We start from the raw sequence: 22,455 nt of genomic DNA, 5'->3' as shown, positions 1-22,455 counted from the left end.
AGCGGACCACGCCCCGGGCACGGCCGCCAGCGCTCGGCGCCCGTCCGGACGGGGGCGGGATCAGGCGGTCAGCGGCTTGGTCCAGCGGCTCCACCGCGGCTCGGGGCGGTAGCCGGCGGCCTCCCAGGTGCGGTGGCCGAGGGCGTTGTCGTCCAGCACCATGGCGTCCGCGCGGCGGCCGCCGAGCGCGGCGAAGCGCTCCTCGGCGGCGGCGAGCAGGGCGGCGCCGATGCCCCGGCGGCGGTGGTCGGGGTCGACGGCGAGCCGGTAGAGGTGGCAGCGCCAGCCGTCCCAGCCGGCGATCACGGTGCCGAGGACGGCGGCCGGGTCGCCCGCCGGGGTGGCGACGATCAGGCACTCCGGGTCCCGGGCGAGCAGCGCGGCCACACCTGGGACGTCGTCCGTGATGCTGGCGCCCTTCGCCGCCCGGGCCCAGAGGGCGAGCAGGGCGGGAATCTCGTCGGGGGTGGCGGTGCGCAGGGCGATCTCGCTGGGGCTGGCGGTGCGCGGGGTGGTCTCGTCGGAGGTCCGCAGGGCGATCTCGTCAGGGGTGGCGGTGCGCGGGGCGATCTCGTCGGTCATGGCGGCCTGTCTAGCAGGCGGTTCCGCCCGGCGGCCGGGAATTCCGCAGCCTGGACGGACGGGCCGTCAGCCCAGCCGCCACACCGTGGTGGTCTTGACGGCGGTGTCCTCCAGGTCGGCGACGACCGGCACCTGGTAGGCCGCGAGCGCGGTGAACCGTTCCCGGGGCAGGTAGGCCCGGCCGGGGTCGCCGACGATGACGGTGGCGCCGCGCGCGACGGCCCGTTCCAGGAAGGGCAGGAAGCGGGCGGCCATGGCCCGTTCGTAGAAGACGTCACCGGCGAGCACCACGTCGGCCGGGGCGCCGTCGCCGTCCACCAGGTCCACCAGGGCGGCCTCCACGCGCACGCCGTTGGCCTCGGCGTTGAGGCCGATGGCGGCCACCGCGTAGGCGTCGATCTCGGCGGCGCGCACGGACGCGGCGCCGCTCAGCGCGGCCGCGACGGCGACCACCCCGCCCCCGGCGGCCACGTCGAGCACCGCCCGCCCGGCCACCAGCTCGGGGTGGTCCAGCACGTGGCGGGCGACGGCCACCCCGCCCGCCCAGGCGAACGCCCAGAACGGCGGCGGCAGTCCGGCCTCCCCCCGCGCCCGCTCGGTGGTCTCCCACAGGGTGATCGCGTCCTCGGCCATGTGCAGGCCGACCTCGGGGACGAACGGAACGGGCTTCAGCTCGGTCTCGCGCCGGATGAAGGCGAGGTCGGCCTCCGGTTGGTGGGTCTCCGGCTTGAGAGTGCGCAGCTCACTCGGCATCTCCGCAGCATAGGGCCCGCGCGGGAGTGCTCACGCCCGTCCGGCCGCCGTCCGGACGCGCCGGGCGAGCGAGCCGGCGCCCGCCACAACTACTGGAGGCCGGCCGCGGAGCAGGCCGCGACGTAGTCGGCCGTGCAGATCTGGGCGACGGTGAAGAGGCCGTCGGCGACCACGGTGGCCTTGACGTTGTCCTTGGTGAGCGCGACCGGGGCGATCAGTCCGGCCGGCACCTTGTCGCTGCTGCCGCTGGTCACCGTGGTCGGCACGAGGGCGCCGCCGATTTCCTGGCCGTAGGCCAGGTCGACGGCCAGTTGCGCGGCCACGTCGGCCTCCGATTTGAAGGGCTTGTAGACCGACATGGCCTGGGCGCCCGCCAGGATCCTTTGCACGCCGTCGAGTTGGAAGTCCTGGCCGGTCAGCGGGACACTCTGGCGCGACGCCCCGGAACCGGACGCGCTGGAGTCGACCGCGCTGGGTGCGACAGCGTTCGGGTCAGCCGCGCTGGGTGCGGCAGCGTTCGGGTCAGCCGTGTTGGGGTCGGCAGCGTTCGGGTCGACCGCGCTGGGTGCGGCAGCGTTCGGGTCGGCCGCGCTGGGATCGGTGGGCGAGCCGTTGGTCGTGATCGTGTCGCCGCCGTCCGCCGTACCGCCCGCCGCCACCGCCGCCTGGCCCCGCAGTTCGCCGACCTTGCGGTTGTCGAAGGACACGTAGGCGTCGACCGGCCCCTGGGCGAGGCGGTCGTAGGCGACCACCTTGACACCCGCGTCGTGCGCCTTCTGGATCGACGCCTGGATCGACTTGGCGTCCACCGCGTCCAGGATCAGCACCTTGGCGCCCTTCTTCACGGCGGCGTCGATCTGGGTCTGCTGGACGGCGGCGTCCTGGTCGGCGTTGTAGTAGTCGATCTGCGTGTCCGGCGCCAGCTCCTTGATCCTCTTCTCGATCAGCGGCCGGTCGAACTGCTCGTAGCGGGTCGTCCTGGCCTCCGGCAGCAGCAGGGCTATCTGCCCGGCCCCCCTCCCGGCCGCGGCCGGGAGGGGGGCCGGGCCGCCGCCGGAGCCGCCGCTGGACGGCTGCGACGCGCTGTCGCAGGACGCCGCGCCCAGGCCGAGGGAAATCGCTGCGGTCACCGCGAGGACGCGGCGCAGCCCGATGCTCATGAGGATGCCTTTCCGATTGGTTGGGTCCACCCCTCTTTCGTTCGAGTCTGGGAACCTTCGGCCGCGACCACGATCCCGGTGCGCCGAATGGGTCTCAAGCTTCCGTCGGCGGGTGTCCGTCAAAAGGCGTCCGTCAAAAGGCGTCCGCGAGGCGGAGGCTGGCGGGACGGCAGGCAGCGGCCGGGGGGCAGGCGGGACGGCAGGCGGGACGGCGGGCCGGCGATAGACGCCGGAGGCATAGGGCATCCCCCCGGACAGCCCTACGCCTCCGGCAGGCCCCAGGGCCGCGGGCCCGGGGAGCCTCACCCCCGCTCGTCGACCACCCGCCGGATCTTCCCGACCGAGCGCTCCAGCGCGTACGGCTCCACCACCTCGACCGCGACGGTGACGCCCACCCCGTCCTTGACCGCCCGGACGATCGCCTCCCGCGCCGCCGCCCGCTGCTCGGCCTGGGCGTCCGGCCGCGCCTCGACCCGGACGGTCATGTGGTCCAGCCGCCCCTGCCGGGTGAGCCGCAGCTGGAAGTGCGGCGCGACGCCCGGAGTCCGCAGCAGGACCTCCTCGATCTGGGTCGGGAAGACGTTCACCCCGCGCAGGATGATCATGTCGTCGCTGCGCCCGGTCACCTTCTCCATCCGCCGGAAGGCCGGCCGCGCGGTGCCGGGCAGCAGCCGGCTGAGGTCGCGGGTGCGGTAGCGGATGACCGGCAGCGCCTCCTTGGTGAGCGAGGTGAAGAGCAGTTCGCCGCTCGCGCCGTCGGGCAGCACCTCGTCGGTGAACGGGTCCACGATCTCCGGGTAGAAGTGGTCCTCCCAGATGTGCAGCCCGTCCTTGGTCTCCACGCACTCCTGCGCGACGCCGGGGCCGACCACCTCGGAGAGGCCGTAGATGTCGACGGCGTGCAGGTCGAGCCGCTCCTCGATCTCGCGCCGCATCTCCTCCGTCCACGGCTCGGCGCCGAAGATGCCGATGCGCAGCGAGGTGCCGCGCGGGTCGACGCCCTGCTTCTCGAACTCGTCGAGCAGGGTGAGCAGGTAGGAGGGGGTGATCATGATGATCTCGGGGCGGAAGTCCTGAATCAGCTGCACCTGCCGGGCCGTCATGCCGCCGGAGGCCGGGATGACGGTGCAACCGGCCCGCTCGGCGCCGTAGTGCGCGCCCAGCCCGCCGGTGAACAGCCCGTAGCCGTACGCGATGTGCACCTTGTGTCCGGGCCTGCCGCCGGCCGCGCGGATCGACCGGGCGACCACGTCGGCCCACATCGACAGGTCGTGCTCAGTGTAGCCGACGACGGTCGGGCGCCCGGTGGTGCCGCTGGAGGCGTGGAGCCGGCGGACCTGCTCCATCGGGACGGCGAACATGCCGAACGGGTAGCCCTCGCGCAGGTCGGCCTTGGTGGTGAAGGGGAAGCGGGCGAGGTCGGCCAGGGTGCGGCAGTCCTCGGGGCCGACGCCGGCCGCGTCGAACTTGCGGCGGTACAGCTCGACGTTGTCGTACGCGTGGCGCAGGGTGGCCCGGAGGCGGGTGAGCTGGTGGGCGCGCAGTTCGTCGACGCCCATCCGCTCGCCGGCGTCCAGCAGCGCGGGCGGGATCGGCTCGCCCAGCCGCCGGGCGGACTCCTCGCCGCAGGCGGGCTCTACGCCATGGTCGGGCTCATCGCCGCACGGGCGCGGGGCGGGTGCGCTGCCGGTCATCGTCGCTCCTCCGCAGGTCGGCCGGGACGGGCGCGCCGACCGATCGTTCGGTCAGGGCGACTCCCACGCCAAGTAACCCAGCGCCCGCACCGACTGTCAAGGGGTCGCACGCCGGATTCGGAATGCGAAGTTCCGACCACTTCGGGTGGAGATCGGACCCCCACCTTGGCTGGCCGATATGAAAATCATTACGGAAGTTTGACCCGTGCACGGCATCACCCGGCCCGACCGCGTGGTTCAGTAGTGCGGCTTCTCCCCCGCACCCCGGAGTGATCACCGTGCCCACGACTCCAGCCCTGGTCAGCGCGCTGCGCGAACTCGGCGACCGACCCGCCGTCGTCGCCGACGGGCGCGCGATCAGCGGCATCGGCCTGCTGCTCGGCGTCTCCCCGCCGGGCGGCCTGCCCCGGGCCCTCGCCCAGCGCGTCGCCGCCCACGCCGCGCTGCCGCCCTCCGCCGCCCGCACCGCCGAACAGCGGCTGCGGCACTGGGCGGGCGTCCTCGGCCCGCCGCCCATCCGGCACACCGTGCTCCACCCCGCCACCGACCTCGCCGTCGAACTCGCCCTCGCCACCCTGCTCGCCGGCGGCACCGTCCACTGCGCCGACCCCCGGCAGGACCCCGAGCAGCAACTCGGCGACCTCGCCGCCAGCGCCACCACCCACCTCAGCCTGCCCTCCACCCTGCTGTGGCGCCTCAGCCGCCACCCCGACCTGGCCGACCACGACCTCGGCGCCCTGCGGCTCGTCCTGCACGTCGGCCCCGAACCCCGGCAGGACGACGTGTACGCCGCCGTCGACGCGCTCGGCGCCGTCCTCGCCCACGTCCGCGCCCCGCACAGCCACGCCGAGGCCGCCGACCGGCGACTGCGCACCGCCGCCGACGCCGCCGACGCCATCGCCTGGAAGCACGCCATAGGCGTCACCGCCGAACAGGTCCAGGCCTTCGGCGCCCACCTCGACCACGCCGTACTGTCCGCGCTGCTGCTGACCCTCCAGCAGAGCGGCGTCCTCACCGACCCCGGGCGCGGCCACACCGAGGCCGAGATCCTCGCCGCCGCCCTCGTCACGCCCGCCCAGCGGCCCCGGGTCAGCCGCTGGCTCGACGCGCTCACCCGGCACGGCCTGATCACCCGGCACGACGGCGTCCACTACGGCCGACGCGAACTCGGCGCGGCCGAGGTCCGGGAGGCCTGGCGGCCCGCCGTCGAGGCCTGGAACGACGGGCTCGGCCCGGTCGCCGCCCTGGACCGGATCCGGCGCGGCGCACTACGCCTGCCCCGGCTGATCACCGGCGAGGAGGCCCCCCGCCCGGCCGCCGCCCCGATCCGCTGGACGGCCGCCCGCGGCTACCTCGGCGCCGCCCTCGGCGCACTGGTCCGCGGCCTCGCCGAGACCCACGACGGGCCGCAGCCGCTGCGCATCCTCGAACTCGGCCAGGACGACGCCGACTCCACCGTCACCCGGGCCCTCGCCACCCGGCCCCGCCCCGGCGCCGACCACCACCACCTGCCCGACGGCGGCCGCTACGACCTCGTCGTCGCCACCGTGACCGGCCACCCGGACGCCGTCGTCCCGGAGCTGGTCGACCAGCTCGCGCCCGGCGGGCAGCTGCTGCTGCTCGCGCCCACCGGCGAGCAGCTCGACCTGCTGATCACGGGGGACGCCGAGGCCCCCGCCGACTCCCCGGTCTTCCCCGCCGCCGCCGTCCACCCCGCCGTTCCTGTCCACCCTGCCGCCCCCGCCTTCCCGGTCGCCGCCACTGCCCCCGGCTTCCCCGCCTTCCCGGCGCCCGCCGCCGAGCGCTGGCGGGCCGCCCTCACCGCCGCCGGCTGCCCGACCGTCCTCGCGCTGCCCGAGGACGGGCACCCGATGGGACTGCTCGGGCAGCGGCTGTTCGCGGCGCGGATGCCCTGAGCCGCCGCTACCATCGGGCCGTGCCCGACTCCCCCGTGCGGTTCCCGCAGCGCTTGCCGTCCTTGCGCCCCCTCCAGCCCCAGCGGCGGCCGCGGTCGCTCCGGTCCAGGGCCTCCCTGGCTTCCCTCGTCTCCCTGGCCTCCGTCTGTTCGATCGCCTCCGTCGGGTCCGTCGGCTCGGTGCTCTCGATCGGCTCGGCCGGCTCCGTCCTCTCGGTCGGGTCCGCCGGCAGCGTCCTCTCGATCGGGTCCGCCGGCAGCGTCCTGTCCATCGGGTCGGCCGGCTCCGTGCTCAGCGCCCTGTCGGCCGGCTCCCGGCTGAGCCTCGGCTCGCTGTTCTCCACCCGTTCCCGCTGGTCGGTACGGTCCCGGCGGCCCGGCGGCGGGCGGCCCGTGGCCGGGCCGTGAAGCCCGGCTCGTGCACCACCACCCGATGCGTACCATTTCGATACCGAAGCCTGGATGAGCTGCAAGGATTCTCGCCCAGCGGGCCCACCCCCGGGTAGGCTCCGCTTGTCCTCCGGCCCTGGCGCAGGCGGCCCCGCGCCGCCGTGCCGCGTTCCGGGGGTGGCACACCCCCGCGGGCCATTCGGTGGGCACCGCGCACTCGACACCGCGCGCCAGGGCAGTCGCGCGAACGGCGAAGGGCATCGCATTGGCGGATCGGCTCACCGGAGGAGACTCCTCGCTGCTGCGGCGGATCAACGCGGCGGTCACGCTTCGGGCGCTGCGGACCGGCCACTCCGTGACCCTCACCCAGCTCGTCGGCGAGACCGGGCTCTCCCGCCCGACCGTCGAGGGCGTCATCGAGGGTCTGGTCGAAACCGGGCTGGTCGCCGAGGTCGAGCAGCCCAAGGAGGACGGCCAGCCCGGCACCGGCCGGCGCGGCCGACCGGCCCGCTGGTTCCGCTTCCGCGCCGAAGCCGGGCACATCCTCGGCATCGAGGTCGGCGTGCACGACATCCACGTCATCCTCGCCGACCTCACCGGCGAGGTGGTGGGCAGTCACTTCAAGCCGGTCGACGAGACCCTGGACGCCGAGGACCGGCTCACCGCCGTCCGCACCGCCGTCGCCGAGGTCCTGCGCAAGGCCGGCATCTCCCGCGACAACCTCTGGGCCGTCGGCATCGGCACCCCCGGCATCGTCGACCGCGACGGCACCATCCAGCTCGGCACCGCCATGCCCGGCTGGACCGGCCTCGACCTCGGCGCCCGGCTTCGGCGCTCCTTCCGCTGCCCCGTCCTGATCGAGAACGACGCCAACCTCGCCGCCATCGCCGAACACTGGCAGGGCGCGGCGGTCGGCGCCGGCGACGTCGTCTTCGTCATGGCCGGCCTGAGCCCCGGCGCCGGCTCCCTCATCAACGGCAAGCTGCACCGCGGCTACGGCGGGGCGGCCGGCGAGATCGGCGCCCTCCACCTGCTCGGCCAGGAGGTCACCCCCGAGCGGCTCCTCTCCACCACCGGCAAGCCGCTCAACCCGCTCGACGAGGCCGCCGTCGCCCGCGTCCTGCGGCTCGCGCGGGAGGGCGACGAGGTCGCGAAGGTCGCCATGGACCGCTTCCTCACCCGCCTGGTCCAGGGCGTCGCCGCGCTCGTCCTCGCCATCGACCCGCAGCTCGTCGTGATCGGCGGCTGGGCGGCCGGCCTCGACGGCGTCCTGGAACCGCTGCGCGAGCGCCTCGCCCAGTTCACCCTCCGCGCCCCCGAGGTGGCGCTCGCCGCGCTCGGCTCCGAGGTCGTGGCGATGGGCGCGCTGCGCGTCGCCCTCGACCACGTCGAGGACCAGCTGTTCGCCGTCGACCCGCCGACCACCGGCAACGGCCGCGCCTGACGGGCCCGGACCGCCCCGCCCTGGGTCGAACCCTGGGCGGCGGTCCGGCCTCGGCTCCGCCCGGGCGGAGATCCGGACCCGGCTCCGCCCGGACCACTCCGCCCACACAACTCAGCCCGAACAACGGCCGAGGCCCGGACGCCGGTTGGGCGTTCGGGCCTCGGTCTGAGGGTGTCGGAAAAGTGGTTCAGGAGGCGGTGCGGACCTCGGCCGCAGCGCCGACCGGGGTGACCTCGACCAGCCCGGTCGAGCCGAAGGTCAGCTTGCAGGTGTCGGCCCGGTAGGTGGCGACGGCGAGCGCCACCAGGCGGCCGGCCGACGCGTACTGGGTGGTCATCACCAGCACCGGCGAGCCGGGCGGGCGCTCCAGCAGGGCGGCCTCGGCGGCCTCGGCGACACCCAGCTCGACCGCGCGGGACTCGCCGTCCACCTCCAGCCGCTCCAGCTGGCGCAGCACCGAGCGGGCCCGGTCGCTCTCGGCCCGGAAGCCGGGCAGGTGCGGCAGCGCGGCGGCCGGCACGTGCAGCGACTCGGTGGCCACCGCCCGGCCCTCCACCAGGCGAACCCGGCGGACGGTGTGCACGGTGGCGCCCTCGGCGATGCCGAGGCCCTTGGCCAGCTGCGCCGGGGCGGGGGCGGTGGTGCAGTCGACCGTCCGCCAGGCGTGGTTGCGGCCGACGCCGGGCCAGCCCTCCTCCTGCCGGTTGACCGGGACGCCGACCCGCGGGGCGGCGATCAGGGTGCCGATCCCCCGGCGACGCACCAGGCGACCCTCCAGCTCCAGCTGGTCGAGTGCCTGCCGCAGAGTCGCCCGGGCGACCCCGAAGCGGGCGGAGAGCTCGCGCTCGTTGGGCAGGACCTGGCCGGTGGAGAACTCCGAGTCGATGGCCCGCAGCAGCACCGTGCGCAGGTGCCAGTACTTCGGTTCCGGCACCGCCGAAAGCTGTCCAGTCGTCCCCACCGTGTCCTCCACCCTGCTCTGTCCACCCTGCGGTAAGGAGGGCGGATCCCGGGCCCGCTGTCCGCGGATGCGGCAGGTGGGAGAGCGGGCTTTTATCCGTCCTTCTTTATTAAAGGTCTTTGCAGTAAGCGACCCTAGGGGCATCGTCCGGAGATGGTCAAGACCAATGGCGCGGCTTGGTGCGACTGTCGCACACATTCATGCCGCGTTCACGTCATCCCGCGGCGACGCGCGTCACGCTTCGGCGCAGGCCCCGGCACTCGGTAGGCTGCCCGGGTGATCGTGGTGACGAGTGTGAACGTGAACGGAATCCGGGCGGCGGCCAAGAAGGGCTTCGTCGAGTGGCTGGCCGGCACCGAGGCGGACGTGGTCTGCCTCCAGGAGGTGCGCTCCGAGCCGGAGCAACTGCCCGTCGAACTGCGCGACCTCGACGGCTGGCACGCGGTCTGGGCCCCCTCCGTCGCCAAGGGCCGGGCCGGCGTCGCCGTCCTGTCCCGCCAGGAGCCGCAGCGGACCGTCATCGGATTCGGGTCCGAGGAGTTCGACAACACCGGCAGGTACGTCGAGATCGACCTGCCCGGGCTGACCGTCGCCAGCCTCTACCTCCCCTCCGGCGAGGTCGGCACCGAACGCCAGGACGAGAAGGAACGCTTCATGGCGGAATTCCTCGTCCACCTCACCGCCCTCCGCACCCGCGCCGCCGCCGACGGCCGCGAGGTCGTCGTCTGCGGCGACTGGAACATCGCCCACCGCCCCGAAGACCTCAAGAACTGGAAGGCCAACCAGAAGTCCGCCGGCTTCCTCCCCGAAGAACGCGCCTGGCTCTCCCGCGTCTACGACGAAGCCGGCTACGTCGACGTCGTCCGCACCCTCCACCCCGACCGCACCGGCCCCTACTCCTGGTGGTCCTACCGCGGCCGCGCCTTCGACAACGACTCCGGCTGGCGCATCGACCTAGTTGTCTCTACTAGAAACCTCGCTGAGAAATGCGTCGAGGCCTTCGTTGAGCGGCCAGCCTCCCACGCCGAGCGCTGGAGCGACCACGCGCCCGTCACCGCAGTATTTGATATGAACAACTGACTCTCAGATTAGGTCATTTGACCACTCTGGAGGTGGCCCCGACTGTGCGGCATGCCGCACAGTCGGGGCCACCTCGCGGTGGCAGCTGAGCCACCACCACGGGGCCTCCAATAAATCAGCTGCCAATTCGGCGAGCAACGCGTCATACCCCTTGGACATACAAACAGGCGCACTATCACTGCCCCTCGTATGACGGAGTTACTCCTGGGCGGACGCCACCACAGCCGCACTGCGGAAGACTGACCTACCCGGGCAAGCATCGAGGTACGCAGCCTGCAGAACATCTGCCCGATGCTACGTTGTGCAGACGTCGCCCCTGTCCCCCTCCTGCGATATCGAGGAGAGTCTTGTCGAGCCGCAACGATACCCAGCTCCGTCAGGTCCACGGATGACCGAGACCGATCGTCTTCGCGCGAGTCGGGACGGCGACCAGTTCCACTACCACTGGGGCGCCCGGCAGGCGCTCAAGCTGTTGTCGCCCGACACGGACCTGACAGCAGTCGTCGTCGAAGGTGTTTCGCCGGATGATACCGAAGGCAACGACGGCGAGGATGTCATCGACATCGCCGAGTACTACGGGGCCAGCGGCCTTGAGGGTGCCAGCCGCGTTATGTACCGACAGCTCAAGCACTCGACTGTCCAGGCGGACAAGGAGTGGACGGTGTCGGGACTCTCCAAGACTGTCAAGGGGTTCGCCGAGAAGTTCCGCCGCATCAGGTCCGAGCTCCCCGGGGCCGAGCAGAAAGTATCGTTCGACTTCCTCTCCAATCGGCCGGTGAGCAGCTCGGTCCTAAAGGCCATCGAGGCCCTCGCCTCAAAGAGTGCAGCACAGGAACACAAGAACGAGATCAAGTTCCTCAAGCAGTACGCGGCGTTCAACGACGATCCGGATGGCGAAGCACTGTTCTTCGGTCGTTTCGAGGTCGATTCCAAGGCTCCGGGCCTGCTACGCCTGGAGAGTCTCTTCAGGCTGGATCTCGCGGGCTTCCTCCCTGGCGCTCCTGACGTCGAGCACGTGCTACTCAAAGAAATGGTCGCCCGGCGCGCCACGTCCCTCGAATCCGACCCCGTCATCACCAGGCTCACGGTCCTCACCTCGCTCAGGACCTCTCCCGATCTCCTCCTCCCCGCGCCGAACCTCATCGACCGTCCCGGCTCCCTGATCGTCACCGCGCAGACCCGTACGATTGTCGACGAAGTCGTGGAGCTCGCCGGGCGGCCCGTGATCGTGCACGCAGCCGGCGGCGTTGGGAAGTCGGTCTTCGCCACGCAGGTCGAACAAAGTCTCCCGGACGGCTCCGTCACGCTGGTCTATGACTGCTTCGGCAATGGCGGATACCGGCGAGCCAGCGCACCGCGGCACCAGCACCGGCAAGGCTTGGTGCAACTGTCGAACGAGCTGGCCACACACGCGCTGTGCGATCCTCTGATTCCTTCGGCGACGGCCCTGCCCACCGACTACGCCAAGGCGTTTCTGGCCCGGGTCCGGACCGCGTCGGAGACCCTATCGGCCACAGCCCCACAAGCGCTGCTGACCGTGATTGTGGATGCGGCTGACAATGCGGCCCTTTTCGCCGCTGACTGTGACGAACGCACCTTTGTCACCGACTTGTTGCGCGAACCTCTGCCCGCCAACGTGCGGCTGCTGATGCTCTGCCGGACCGAGCGCATCGACCTGCTCGATCCACCGCCCCTGGCACGCCGGATCGAGCTCGTGGGCTTCAATGTCGGGGAGACCAAGCAGTTCCTCGAGTCGGTGTTCGGCGTCGTCACCGATCAGCAGGCGTCGGAGTTTCACCGTCTGACTGACGGGAACCCTCGGGTACAAGCCCTCGTGCTCGACTCGGCCACGGACATTGAGGCCTGCCTCGCCTCCCTCGGCACGGTGCGACAGGCCGACGGCACCATGCTCGACGGGCTGCTGCAGGGCCTGGTGGACAAATGCAAGGATGCCCACCACTCCGCCTATGAGATCGACCAGTTGTGCGAGGCCCTCGCCGCGCTGCGGCCGCGGATCCCCGTCCGTGTCCTGGCAGATCTGTGCTCGGTGCCGCCTGCTCTGATCCATAGCTTCGTGGTAGATCTCGGACGACCGCTGCTTGTGGACGGCGACACCCTGCAGTTCCGCGACGAACCGACCGAAACCTGGTTCCGGACCAGATTCCGCCCGACCGGCATAGCCCTGGGCGACTTCCTCGACCGGCTGAGTCCGCTCGCCGCCACGGAACCATACGTGGCAGCGTGCCTGCCCCAGTTGCTCTGGGAGGCGGATCAGGTCGACACCCTCGTCACTCTGGCGTTGACCGACGGCGCTCTACCTCGAGGTAACGACCTGGAAGAGCATGAAATCGCTCAGCAACGCGCTCAATTCGCTCTCAAGGCGACCCTTCGCGCGGGGCGGGACTTCGAGGCAGCTCGGCTTGCCCTCAAGGCCGCTGGTCTGGCCGCCGGCCACTCCCGCAGGCTTCAATTGTTGCGCCAGAACACCGATCTGGCTGGGCAGTTCCTGGATGCACGGACCATCGAGGACATGGTTGCCATGCGCAGTCTTGCAGGGGACTGGCCGGGATCGAACCTGCCCTACGAAGGGGCGCTGCTTTCTGCCACGGAGGGGCGAACGGACTTCGCCCGCAGCAGGTTGCGCAGTGCTGCCGACTGGGTCCGGGCCTGGGTGCGGCAACCCCGCGAAGAGCGCCAAGATCACGGCGTTGGCGCTACAGATATCGCCGAAATCGCTTTCGGCCTACTGAATTCCGACGGGGTTGAGGCCTGCATCGACCACCTCGCCCGATGGCGACCGAAGCAGCTTGCGTTCGACACGGGGCTGATCATTGCGACCCGGCTCGCCGACGCTGGCCGTACCGACGAACTTGAAGAGCTCGGCCGAATCGCGACACGGGTGAAGTACCTGCGATTCGCGGTCGCTGTGGCCGCCTGGAACGCCAACGTCGTCTGCCGAAGGCCGCTCGCACAACGTTTGGTCAGGGTACTGAGGAGGCAGCGGAGACCGATCTCCTTCCGCAACCGCTACGGGCAGGAGAACCTCGAACTCCAGGCAGTCATATGGATCGTCGCCATGGGGCTTCGGCATGGCGTTCTGCCCAACAGCGAAGCCGAACGGATCCTCCGGCTGAATCTCCCAAGGGACCTGGGACGGGCAGCAGAAAGTCGATATGGCCACGGCACGGAGACCCTTCTGTGCGGGTTCTCGTTGCTCGCCAGAGTTCGGCAGCAGCCCTTCGAGCTGGATGACATCACCGGGGCCGATGTGATCGAGGCACGTCGCCACCCGTACGTCCACTCCCGAGAACTGACGGATCATGAGAGCAACGTGGTGCCCCTGGCCGGATTGGCTGCCCTCTGGGTTGACTGCCTGGTCGGCACCGCGGAGGACACAGATGCCCGGTTCGGGGAGCTGGCGGTGACCAGACTCAAGAGCTACTCCGACTACGAGACCCCCCACCTCTTTATCCGGGGTGCCTCGCGCTTCGGCTCCCGGATCCTCGCCTTCGGTTCGTCAGAGGAATCGCGGAAGCTGCTCCTCGCCTGGCATTCGGAGACGGAACGTCACATCAGTGTCACCAGCCTCATCGACGTGGTACGGACAGCGGCCGGCATCCCGGAGCTGGCGCACATCACGGTGAGCGTGGCGGATCTGGCCGCGAAGGTGCTCGACGCCTCCCACGAAAGTGCGGAGTTCAAGGCCGAGCAGATGGTCAATCTGGCCCGGGCCGTCTACCGGTTCGATCCCAGGGAGGCCCAAGCCTACTTCACTCGCGCCATCGATCTGACGGATCGCGTCGGGGACGACGTCCACGCAGTATGGCAAGCACTTGTCGCTCTCACACGGGCTGCCTCATCGGAGACCGAGGACGACGACGCCCGCGCCTATCGCGTCGCGCAAATCGTTGAGGGTCTCGACCCCTTCGTCGGCAATGCCGCTGACCCCTCCACGGCACTCTCCGCAATCAGCCGCCTTAGCGGACGGTCGGCAACAGCCATAGCCTCTCGCTGGCGAGACCGTCGCTTCTGTTCCGAACTGCCGTTCATTCGAGCAGTCACCGCAGAGAACAACAGCCCACTCACCGCCACCGTACAGCTGGGGCTCCTGCCGTTCGGCGGCCACATCGTTAACCCCCTTTGGCTTGTCGAGCAAGCGTTCCGCCATGCGCCCGCCCAAGGCCGACCCATTGCCCAGGCAGTCGGGGAGTTCCTCCGAGCTGAGCGATTTCGCGTCGAGTCCTTTGACCGCCTCGATCAGACTGCCAATGAGCTCGGTATCGAGCTCGACGGGACGCCGCTTGCTCCTACCGCACGACACTTCGTGTTCCCCTCGGCCGCCGTCACGCGTTCGCGAGACTGGTACGGCGAGGAGGACGAGGACCGAGTCGCGCACAGACAGCAGGCGGAGGAAGCCCTAGCGGCGTACGACCTCACCACTGTCGAGGGTTGGGAAGCAGCCCGCGTACTGGTTCGCGACCCCAAGGCCCGGCTGAGATGGGAGAGTGTCGTCGACCGAGCCGCTCACGTCCCGCTCCCCAAGCTCGACGACATGGTGGCCGCCTTTGAAGGGAACCCCCGCTTCTCCATCTTTGACCACGCGGCGATGATCAAGAAGCTCGCCAGCCAGCCCGTTCTCCCACAGGCTGCCCGCAGGCAAATCGGTCATCTCGGCCAGACGGCCGCCATGAGGTTCTGCCGAGAAATCACGACCCGGAGTTATGACACCCTCGATTTGAAGGTACTCGTCGAGCTTGCTGGTACTCCGAACGAAGATCTGTTGGGAGCAGCCCTCAAGGAACTCGGATCCCATCAGGTCCCACTCACCTCCGAGGAGTGCTACGCCCTGGCCGGGCGGTTGGCACAACGACTTCCACACCTTCAGGCAGCGGCACTTCTCGATGACCTCACCACCATGCTCGGCGACGTTGCACCCACAGACTCCGGCGATGGCGAGTTCGCCCGACTCCCTGCTGTCCCATCAAGTATCGCCGAATGCGTGGCCGGCTACGTGTGGACCGCCCTCGGTGATCCCGCACCTGTCATGCGCTGGCAGGCAGCCCACTGCGTAAGGCTTCTCGCGGCCTTCGGCTGCACCGATGAACTCGATTCCCTGCACCGCCTCGCCCTAGGCGTCCTCGATGTGTCCCCGTTCAGGGACACCCGTCTTCCCTTCTACGACCTGCACGCGCGTCAATGGCTCCTCTTCGCGCTGGCACGGGCAGCTCAGGACCCTGCCGCACACCACCAGATCGCGCTCTTCGCACCGCTATTGAGGAAGGTCGTCTTCGATGATGTTCCCCATGTCGTCATGCAGGAGAGCGCCAGGACCACCCTGATCTCGTTGGCGTCCTCCGACACCGTTCAACTGACGTCGGACGAGCTCTGCACCTGCCGGTCCGTCAATGTGCCGACGGAGATCATCCGCCACTCCTGGCGGAACCAGACAACTCGGCGGCAGAAATTGCCCGCAACCGAGGACAACCGCACAGGTGCGGGCGAGACCTTCGCAGTCCCCACCACTGAGTCCGTCCGGTTTCGCTTCTTTCTGGACTTCTCCGACTACTGGTGCCGGCCCCTCGCAGAAGTGTTCGGAATCAGTGAGGAAGAAGTCGAAAGGCTCGCCGATCGCGTCCTAATCGATCGGCTGAAGCCTCTCTATCGAGATGAGGATCCTCGCCATACATTGAGGCTCTATCCACCGGACTCAAGCTTCGCCTACAAATCGGATTGGCCCCAGGAGGAGGACCTTCGTTTCTACCTGTCCACCCATGCGCTGTGGGCTGCGGCCGGAGAACTGGTCACGAAACACCCCGTCCTCCAGGATGAGGACTCACACACCGACCGATTCGCCGAGTGGCTCGGCAAGTTCCTCATCAGTCGTGATGATGGCCGATGGCTTGCTGACCGACGCGACCCCTCACCGAGAAGCATCTTTACCGGGTCGGACCATGCTCCCGCCCAGGATTGGATCTGGCGTCTCAACAGCCAGCACTTCAGTCAACGGCTCATTGCGGACGACGGATGGATCACGGTATGGGAGAGGTCGGACGACACCACCGACCGAGCAGCCCAGAACGTCTCCGTCCGAAGCGCTCTGGCCAGCTCTGCCAACGCCCGGGCGCTGGTCCTCGCTCTGCAAACTGCGTCCTACATGGACTTCAGTCTCGCTGGCGCCACAGACGAGGACGACCAGTTTTCAGCTGACGGCTTCGAGCTGAGCGGCTGGATCGTGGACCAGTACAAGCGGGAAGGCCAGGACAGCAGAGATCCTGTAGCCGCTGCCGTCGGATACCCTCCCGCTCACCCTGCCGATGAGTTCGTTTCGATACTCGGTCTCGTTCCTGACGCCGACATGCGCATCTGGAGGCGTTCTGATGGGCTTGTCCTTCGCAGCGCGGTCTGGAGCGACTATGCGGAATCTGGACGGCGCGTCGGCATCGGACAACAAGGCGAGCGGCTTGAGATCCGGCGTGAGGCCCTCCTCGAACTGCTCACCGCGACCGACCGAAGTCTGATCGTCGAGGTGATGATCGACCGCACCCACGACGACCACAAGCCCTCCTACTCCAACATTCGGGACAACGACGATGACGAACACCTCCCCTTCCCCGAGCGGTCCTTCAAGATTTACCTCTTCGATGCCTCCGGAGGATGTGGCGAGCTTTGAGAAGACTCTCGCACTCGGCAAGGAGATCGCAGAGAGCCTGCCAAGCAACGACGTCCTCGGCCGCTGGATGGCACATCACATCGGCGATCTGATCGTCCGCACCCAGGCGGCGGATGAGTCTCAAATCGACAGCGCTCGACGTGAAGCGGCAAGCACCATTCTTAACCTCTGGACCCATCGGGCATCCCTGAACACCCAGGACCCACCGACGACCTCCTTCGAGCCAGTGTTCAAAGCATTGGCGCGCCTGAGCGAGAAGCAAGACCCCTGGCATTTCTACGGAATTTTCAGGTCAGGCCACCAGCCCGACGATGCGGGCGTGGGAGTGGCCCCTCTGCTCAAGTACGCCCTTGAGCTGGAGGACATCGTCCGCGGGGTTGTTCGGGACATTGTTTCCCTTGCTGCCGAGGAGGCAGTCGACAGAGAGGCGAAGTGGCTGGAGCTTTCCGAGCACCTTGAGGAGGACGACCAACACCGCGCCATTCAAGAACTTTTCCGGCTGATTCGCGAGGGAAACCCTGAGCCGGACCAAGACCTCCCCAAAGGGCAGGCCGGAGACCTTGCGGGTAGAGACTCGGAGGTCGCCGCTTCGCTTCGGAAGGCCGAGGCACGTATTGCCCGCATCCGCATTGCCCTTGAGGAGCATCTCTCGTCGGATAATTAACCCAATCTTCGGTGCTGGATTTGCGAAACGGATTAAGCGCCGTGCGAGCCGTACTGCAGCCCTCCACGCCGACCGTTTGAGCGACCGCGTCTGTCACGATCCATCGGCCCGCGAATGCGAGGGGTCTGCCGGTCCAAATGTTCTTCCTTCCATGGTGCTACGCACACCTTCCCCACCAGCCCACGCCGCCCACACCTCCCCTGGCGCCGGCAGGCCGACCCCGCCACGGCGACTGGCCTTCCCACCGGAGCTGTCCTCATCTCTGTGCCGACTCCTCCGGACCTGACCTAATCGGCACCCGCCGACCGGGCCCAGGGGTGTGTGGCTCCTGTGCCGATCTCATGAGCCATCGGCAGGCCATTGCAGGACCAAGGCTTCCGCATCCACGTCACGCACCGCCTTGAGTTTGACGTCCGAGATGGGCTCGACCTCGAAGTGGCGCAGCGGGTCCTTGATGATGCGAAGCGTCGGCTCCCCCGTTCCCCGCTCCAGGTACGAGGCGATGACGAGCGAGAGGTTCTGACCCTCGGCCAGCGCACGAGTGAACTCCGCACTGGTGAGGGAGACATCCGTGGGCTCGGCCCCGCCGTGTGCCTTGATCTCGTAGAAGTGTCCGTTCGAGTCGACCGCGTCCGCGCCCAGCCGCAGGACACCGCGCTGGTCGTTGAGATCAATCCCGTCCTTCCGCAGGAACTGAGCGAGCAGCTCAATGACGAGCTTCTCCTTGTCACGGTCCTGGTAACTGAGGGGGCCGGACCGCTCTCGGGGCGCGCCCTCGCCCAGGCGGGGGCCCGGCATTGAGGTCACGCGTCGCCGACGGGCGACCTCACCTGGCCGGGCCGGCTTCACGGGCGGTGAGACACGGGACACCTGCGGGCTGCGTTGGCCGAGTTCGGCTACAGTGTGCAGTTCGCGAGGGCCGGGCAGCGGTGGAACCGCCAGCGGCAGCACAGGCCGGCCGGATGGCACCGCGGGCACAAGCGGAGCTGCGGCGGACCGGGGCGCCGGCACTGCGGAGGACGGGGCCAATGTGCCGCGCGGTGTCCCCGGCGTGGCCGGAGAGCCGGGCATCGTCAGCTTGCGCTGCCGCAACAGGTCGTTCATCCGCTGCTGCTCCTCGTGGTCGTGCTGGCGCGCAGACACGAGCGGGGTCACGCCCGACGGTTGGTCGGGCACGTCCGTCTCCCAGAAGTCGCGCCAGCGGTGGCCGACATGGGTCCGCTCACCCGAGAAGAAGCTCGCCACGGCCAGGCCTCCACCGCGAGTGGTCCGCAACGCCTCCGGGGTGGAGACGAAGAGGGCCTTGGCCGTACGGTCGATCTGTGCGTCGACGGGGAGTTCGAGCCCCTCCCCGCCGTCCCCGGAGTCGAGCCGGATCCGGAGCCCCGGCAGGACCCGGACCTCCAGCTCGGCCAGCCAGGTCCAGCCGGTGAAGGCGTTGGCCGCTTCGGGTTCGTCCCGGACAAGGATGTCCTGCAGTCCCGCCACAGCCCTCCGGAAGTCTTGGGTGAGCTGCGGATCGGGCACCCCGCCGTCCGGGTCGAGGACGCTCGCCCGGTCCGCCTCCAGGCGGGAGACCTTGAGTGGGCTCAACAGGCCGGTGAACTGCTGAATGTCCCCACCCGGCTGCCAGACCGGGACGCGATCGGCGAGCGCCCGAGCAATGACGGGGTGGTCCACCGCATAGACCGGACGCTTCCTCACCCACCCGGCACTCGTCCACAGCGGCAGCCAGCGCAGTTTCGACCGCAGGCCCGGCGACATGGCCGCACCGGCGGTCCGGACCGAGGCGCACAGCGAACGCAGGGCCTCCAGGACCACTTGCTGCCGCTCCCCGGTGGGCGGCGCACCGTCCGCAGCGATCTCCTTCAGTACGTCGACCAGGTCGTCGGCATCCGGTTCCTCGATACCGAGGACCGTCCACAGGGGAACGAGTTCGGGCCCGGTGAGAGCGAAGGACCGGAACCCTCTGAGGATGGACGTCCCCCGGAAGCAGTCACGGGGACGTGCCCACCCCTGATCGGTCAGCACCAGGTCGAGACCCTGGAGGAAGCTGGTCCTGATCTCCTTCTCGACGGCCGCACGGGGCGTGTCCACCGGTCCGTCCGTCAGCCGTCCGGCCAACGCCCGGTAGACGAGGAAGACCTCGGCCTGGAATCCGTCGGCCAGGGCCCCGGGGTGGGAGGAGGATCGTGCCCGCAGTTGCTTCAGCCGTGCGATCAACTCGGGAACATCCGGGTCTCCGGACACACCGAGAGCGGCCAGGACGTCCGTCCGGGTCGCCGTCGCCCGCTGGATCGCGGGGTGCAGGTAGCCCGGGTCATCCTGTCCGTAGAGAGCCTCGGCATCGCGGGTGCGAAGACGGAGGTCGGTGGGTGCACGAAGACGGCCCTGTGCGTCCTCAAGCCAGGCTGCTTCCCGCAGCCGCCAAACCCAGAGGGCCGCCGTTTGACCGCGCACCGTCCATCCGTGATAAGCCGTCGCCGCCTGTACCCGGGCCTGGTCCGGGGAGGTGACCAGGCCGGGCTTGCCCAGCGTCTGCAGCAATGCGGCGGTACGACGCCGGCGCTCGTTGACGTCCTGCTCGGCGATGATGTTCCGGATCACGGCGTCCAGGTCACGACAGATGTGGTCGTCCAGGGTGTGCGTGGCACCCAGCCTGCGCATCTCGTCCCGTCGGCCCGTGGTGGAGGAGGCGGCATTTTGCAGGAGGCCGATTCGGTGGTCGATCTCGTAGGTCTTCACGGCCGTGCCCTCCAGCAGTGGAACGAGCCGCGGCGCGTCCGCCACCCCCAGCAGGCGCAGGAAGGCCGTCTGGCTCAGACCGTTGTTCCGGGACGCCGACAACAGCGAGCGGGCATACGAACGGTCCACCCAGACCAGACCGGGCGTCTTCCGGGCGGCGACGGCGAACCGGTCTCCGTCCGTGCTCTCCAACGCCTGGGAAAGGTAGGCCTCAGACGGGCGTGCTCGACGCCGCTGTTCGTTCCCGTCCGCGTCGTACCTGTGGCAGTCCAGGAACACCGCACGCCCGATGCGCGGGCCGAGTTGCTCGCGGACCTTCTTCGGGACCTCTCCCAGAGCCCGCTGGAGCGCGACCAGTTGCCCGGTCCGCGATTCGCTTTCGCCGCGGAGAGTCCCGCCGAACGTGCCCAGGTCAGCGATGCGGCGCAGTACGGCGACGGTGTCGTCTCGCCGTACCAAGCAACTACGCTCCCTGAGCCAGCTCACCGTCCGCCGCGACCACCGGTTGTCCTCCCGATATGCGGGGTGCAGGTCGACCACGACACCCAGCTCGTCCAGCGGACCGCTGCCCTCGACCTCCGCGAAGACATACGCATGGCTATCCGGCTTCAGCCGACGGGCGTCGGCCGTGACGACACACGGCTCAAGGGCGATCAGATGGCCGAGCCCCGCCTCGATCGCGGCCGCCGTGAGGCGGATGGTGCGACCAACCTCGTACTCGGGGTTCTTCAGAAGGCCGACCGCGTGGCTGATCTGCACCTCGTCGTGAAGGCCCGCCCGGCCGTGGGAGCGCCAGTCGGCGAGGACCCGGCGCCAGCGACCGGCGTGGTCCCGGGCGTTCTCCGGGTAGGCGTGCGGCAGTCCGGCGAGCTGGGCGATCTCCGCACGGCCGATCACTCCCGACAGGGCGGCCTCCTCGACGGCGAGGTCTGACAGCGGCACCACCACATCGTGCGGAAGCGAAAGTGAGAGCCGCTCGGCCACCTGGTTGCGGGCCCGGTCCAGGAGCGCTGCTCGAAGGGCATACTGAAGCCTGGCCGGAGCGGTCGAGTCGGACTGCGACGGCAGGGGCACGAGGTGCCACGCCGAGGGTTCGACATGGCCGAGGACGTCGAGAACGGCCGCCTCCCAGAGATCCGCGACCAGCGGGACCAAAGCGTCGTTCAACTGGCTGGTGGCGAACTCCTCCCGACTGATGACGGGATCGAACTGCGCGTTCACACGCGCCGCCACATCCAGCGGCACGACCGGCAGCCCGGCGTGCACACTGCCGGCCGCGTCTGAGCCAAGCGGGAGCGCCACGGCGACCGGCATCGACGATCCCGAGGCCTTGTGACGGCGTGCCCCTTCACCAAACGACGCGACCCGGGTGTCGTACACCCGCCACAGAGAGCCGTCGGTCGTACGAGCCTCACGGACACTGACGTTCGCCTCCGTCCCGCCGACTGGAAGGCGATGCTGCCCGACATCCCGCCAGGACAACCGCAGCACGGCGCTCGACCGGACCTCGCTCGAACGCGCCGTTCCGGGATCGTCCCTCACCACGGTGATCTGCTGCAGATGACGCAGGAACAACAGTGAACTGTCGCTCCACGTGTCGAACCACCGGAACAGCTCGGCCGACGACAAGGCGTCGGACTCCAGGGGGATCCTGAAGACCGTCCAGGCCTCGCCGGCGATGTTGCCCGACAGGTCCAGCGGCTCGACGGGCTCCAGGTTGAGGTCAGCGAAGCGGACATGAAAGGGGCGGCAGTGGACCTCCCAAGTCGTGGACAGCGCCCGCAGGGTCGCCAGCCCGATACCGAAGCGCCCTGTTGCCTCGGCGTCGCGGTCCTTACCGCTGAGCCAGGGCAGGCCGAGGAGGAGTACGTCCTGCAGGCGCACCCCCTCACCGCCGTGCGCGATCAGGAGTTCGGTCGGCCGCCAGATGACGCGGATCTCGCTCGCACCCGCGTCATCGGCGTTCTGCACCATCTCGGACAGGATCTGCAGCCGGTCCGACGAGAGGGTCTCGGCTCCCTTCTGCCCACCCTCGGCCATCAGCCGGTACACCCCAAGCCCGTTGCGCAGGCCCTCGTCGAGCAGACGTACGGCCCGAGCCGCCTGCCGGACGCCGCGGACGTCGAACCCGGGATCCGTCCGAGGATCCCCGAGGAGCTTCTCCACCGCCACCGAAAGTGCTTCGTCGCCGTCCACACACATCCCCTTCCCTGTCTCCGCCATTCACGGAGAGCCTCGTCGCCGAGGAGCAACCAGGCGATCACGATCGCTGGGATTCCGCCAAAGACCGGCGTGTCGTGGCCCCCTAGGGCGCGTATTCGGTCGTGATCAACGGGTCCGGGTGAGGTCCTTGATCCAGATCATCGCGCCACGGAGGTGGAGGCCTGCGAGGTAGCT

At 69.5% G+C, this 22,455-nt stretch carries 12 protein-coding genes; 6 read left to right on the top strand and 6 right to left on the bottom strand.

Annotated elements, in window-relative coordinates; genetic code table 11:
* Positions 1–60: 60 nt before the first annotated feature.
* From ACIQVZ_RS37045 to paaK, 4 genes are all read right to left on the bottom strand, one after another.
* Positions 61–582, bottom strand: a complete 522-nt coding sequence (locus tag ACIQVZ_RS37045; protein WP_402456308.1) for a GNAT family N-acetyltransferase — start codon at positions 580–582, stop codon at positions 61–63.
* 66 nt (positions 583–648) lie between these two features.
* Positions 649–1,335, bottom strand: coding sequence for a 50S ribosomal protein L11 methyltransferase (locus ACIQVZ_RS37040; protein WP_350882375.1), 687 nt, complete (start codon positions 1,333–1,335; stop codon positions 649–651).
* Positions 1,336–1,424: 89 nt separating this feature from the next.
* Positions 1,425–2,495, bottom strand: coding sequence for a substrate-binding domain-containing protein (locus ACIQVZ_RS37035; protein ID WP_402456306.1), 1,071 nt, complete (start codon positions 2,493–2,495; stop codon positions 1,425–1,427).
* 302 nt (positions 2,496–2,797) lie between these two features.
* Positions 2,798–4,054, bottom strand: coding sequence for a phenylacetate--CoA ligase PaaK (paaK, locus tag ACIQVZ_RS37030; RefSeq protein ID WP_402456338.1), 1,257 nt, complete (start codon positions 4,052–4,054; stop codon positions 2,798–2,800).
* Positions 4,055–4,467: 413 nt separating this feature from the next.
* Between paaK and ACIQVZ_RS37025 the strand changes: the two genes are divergently transcribed.
* The 3 genes from ACIQVZ_RS37025 (at position 4,468) to ACIQVZ_RS37015 (ending at position 7,938) form a co-directional block, all read left to right on the top strand.
* Positions 4,468–6,105, top strand: coding sequence for a hypothetical protein (locus ACIQVZ_RS37025; RefSeq protein WP_402456305.1), 1,638 nt, complete (start codon positions 4,468–4,470; stop codon positions 6,103–6,105).
* Positions 6,106–6,125: 20 nt separating this feature from the next.
* On the top strand, positions 6,126–6,512 hold the full coding sequence (locus ACIQVZ_RS37020) for a hypothetical protein (RefSeq protein ID WP_402456303.1): 387 nt from the start codon (positions 6,126–6,128) through the stop codon (positions 6,510–6,512).
* Positions 6,513–6,759: 247 nt separating this feature from the next.
* The gene (locus tag ACIQVZ_RS37015) at positions 6,760–7,938 is read left to right on the top strand and encodes an ROK family protein (RefSeq protein ID WP_402456301.1); all 1,179 of its coding nucleotides are present in this window, start codon (positions 6,760–6,762) and stop codon (positions 7,936–7,938) included.
* Between the two features lie 187 nt (positions 7,939–8,125).
* On the opposite strand, the gene ACIQVZ_RS37010 is transcribed toward ACIQVZ_RS37015, so the two are convergent.
* Entirely contained in the window at positions 8,126–8,899 is a 774-nt protein-coding gene (locus ACIQVZ_RS37010) for a GntR family transcriptional regulator (protein WP_402456299.1), read from the bottom strand.
* Positions 8,900–9,184: 285 nt separating this feature from the next.
* On the opposite strand from ACIQVZ_RS37010, the gene ACIQVZ_RS37005 reads away from it, so the two are divergent.
* The 3 genes from ACIQVZ_RS37005 to ACIQVZ_RS36995 all read left to right on the top strand — a co-directional run bounded on the left by ACIQVZ_RS37005 (position 9,185) and on the right by ACIQVZ_RS36995 (position 17,313).
* Positions 9,185–9,979 (top strand): exodeoxyribonuclease III, encoded by a 795-nt coding sequence (locus ACIQVZ_RS37005; RefSeq protein WP_402456336.1) that lies wholly within the window; start codon positions 9,185–9,187, stop codon positions 9,977–9,979.
* Positions 9,980–10,367: 388 nt separating this feature from the next.
* On the top strand, positions 10,368–16,649 hold the full coding sequence (locus tag ACIQVZ_RS37000) for a hypothetical protein (protein ID WP_402456297.1): 6,282 nt from the start codon (positions 10,368–10,370) through the stop codon (positions 16,647–16,649).
* Positions 16,636–17,313, top strand: coding sequence for a hypothetical protein (locus tag ACIQVZ_RS36995; RefSeq protein WP_402456295.1), 678 nt, complete (start codon positions 16,636–16,638; stop codon positions 17,311–17,313). The genes ACIQVZ_RS37000 and ACIQVZ_RS36995 overlap by 14 nt, the downstream gene beginning before the upstream one ends.
* Before the next feature lie 339 nt (positions 17,314–17,652).
* Here ACIQVZ_RS36995 and ACIQVZ_RS36990 read toward each other — a convergent pair whose 3' ends face one another.
* Positions 17,653–22,254 (bottom strand): sacsin N-terminal ATP-binding-like domain-containing protein, encoded by a 4,602-nt coding sequence (locus ACIQVZ_RS36990; RefSeq protein WP_402456293.1) that lies wholly within the window; start codon positions 22,252–22,254, stop codon positions 17,653–17,655.
* Positions 22,255–22,455 lie beyond the last annotated feature (201 nt).

This window comes from Kitasatospora sp. NPDC098663, assembly GCF_044760075.1.
GTDB lineage: Bacteria > Actinomycetota > Actinomycetes > Streptomycetales > Streptomycetaceae > Kitasatospora.
Note: the sequence above shows the minus strand (reverse complement) of the source record. Positions and strands in the feature narration are given on the sequence as shown.

Excerpts from the sequence above, each read along its gene's own strand:
- paaK (WP_402456338.1), bottom strand. The coding sequence starts at position 4,054 with ATGGGCGTCGACGAACTGCGCGCCCACCAGCTCACCCGCCTCCGGGCC.
- ACIQVZ_RS37040 (WP_350882375.1), bottom strand. The coding sequence starts at position 1,335 with ATGCCGAGTGAGCTGCGCACTCTCAAGCCGGAGACCCACCAACCGGAG.
- ACIQVZ_RS37035 (WP_402456306.1), bottom strand. The coding sequence starts at position 2,495 with ATGAGCATCGGGCTGCGCCGCGTCCTCGCGGTGACCGCAGCGATTTCC.
- ACIQVZ_RS37045 (WP_402456308.1), bottom strand. The coding sequence starts at position 582 with ATGACCGACGAGATCGCCCCGCGCACCGCCACCCCTGACGAGATCGCC.
- ACIQVZ_RS37000 (WP_402456297.1), top strand. The coding sequence starts at position 10,368 with ATGACCGAGACCGATCGTCTTCGCGCGAGTCGGGACGGCGACCAGTTC.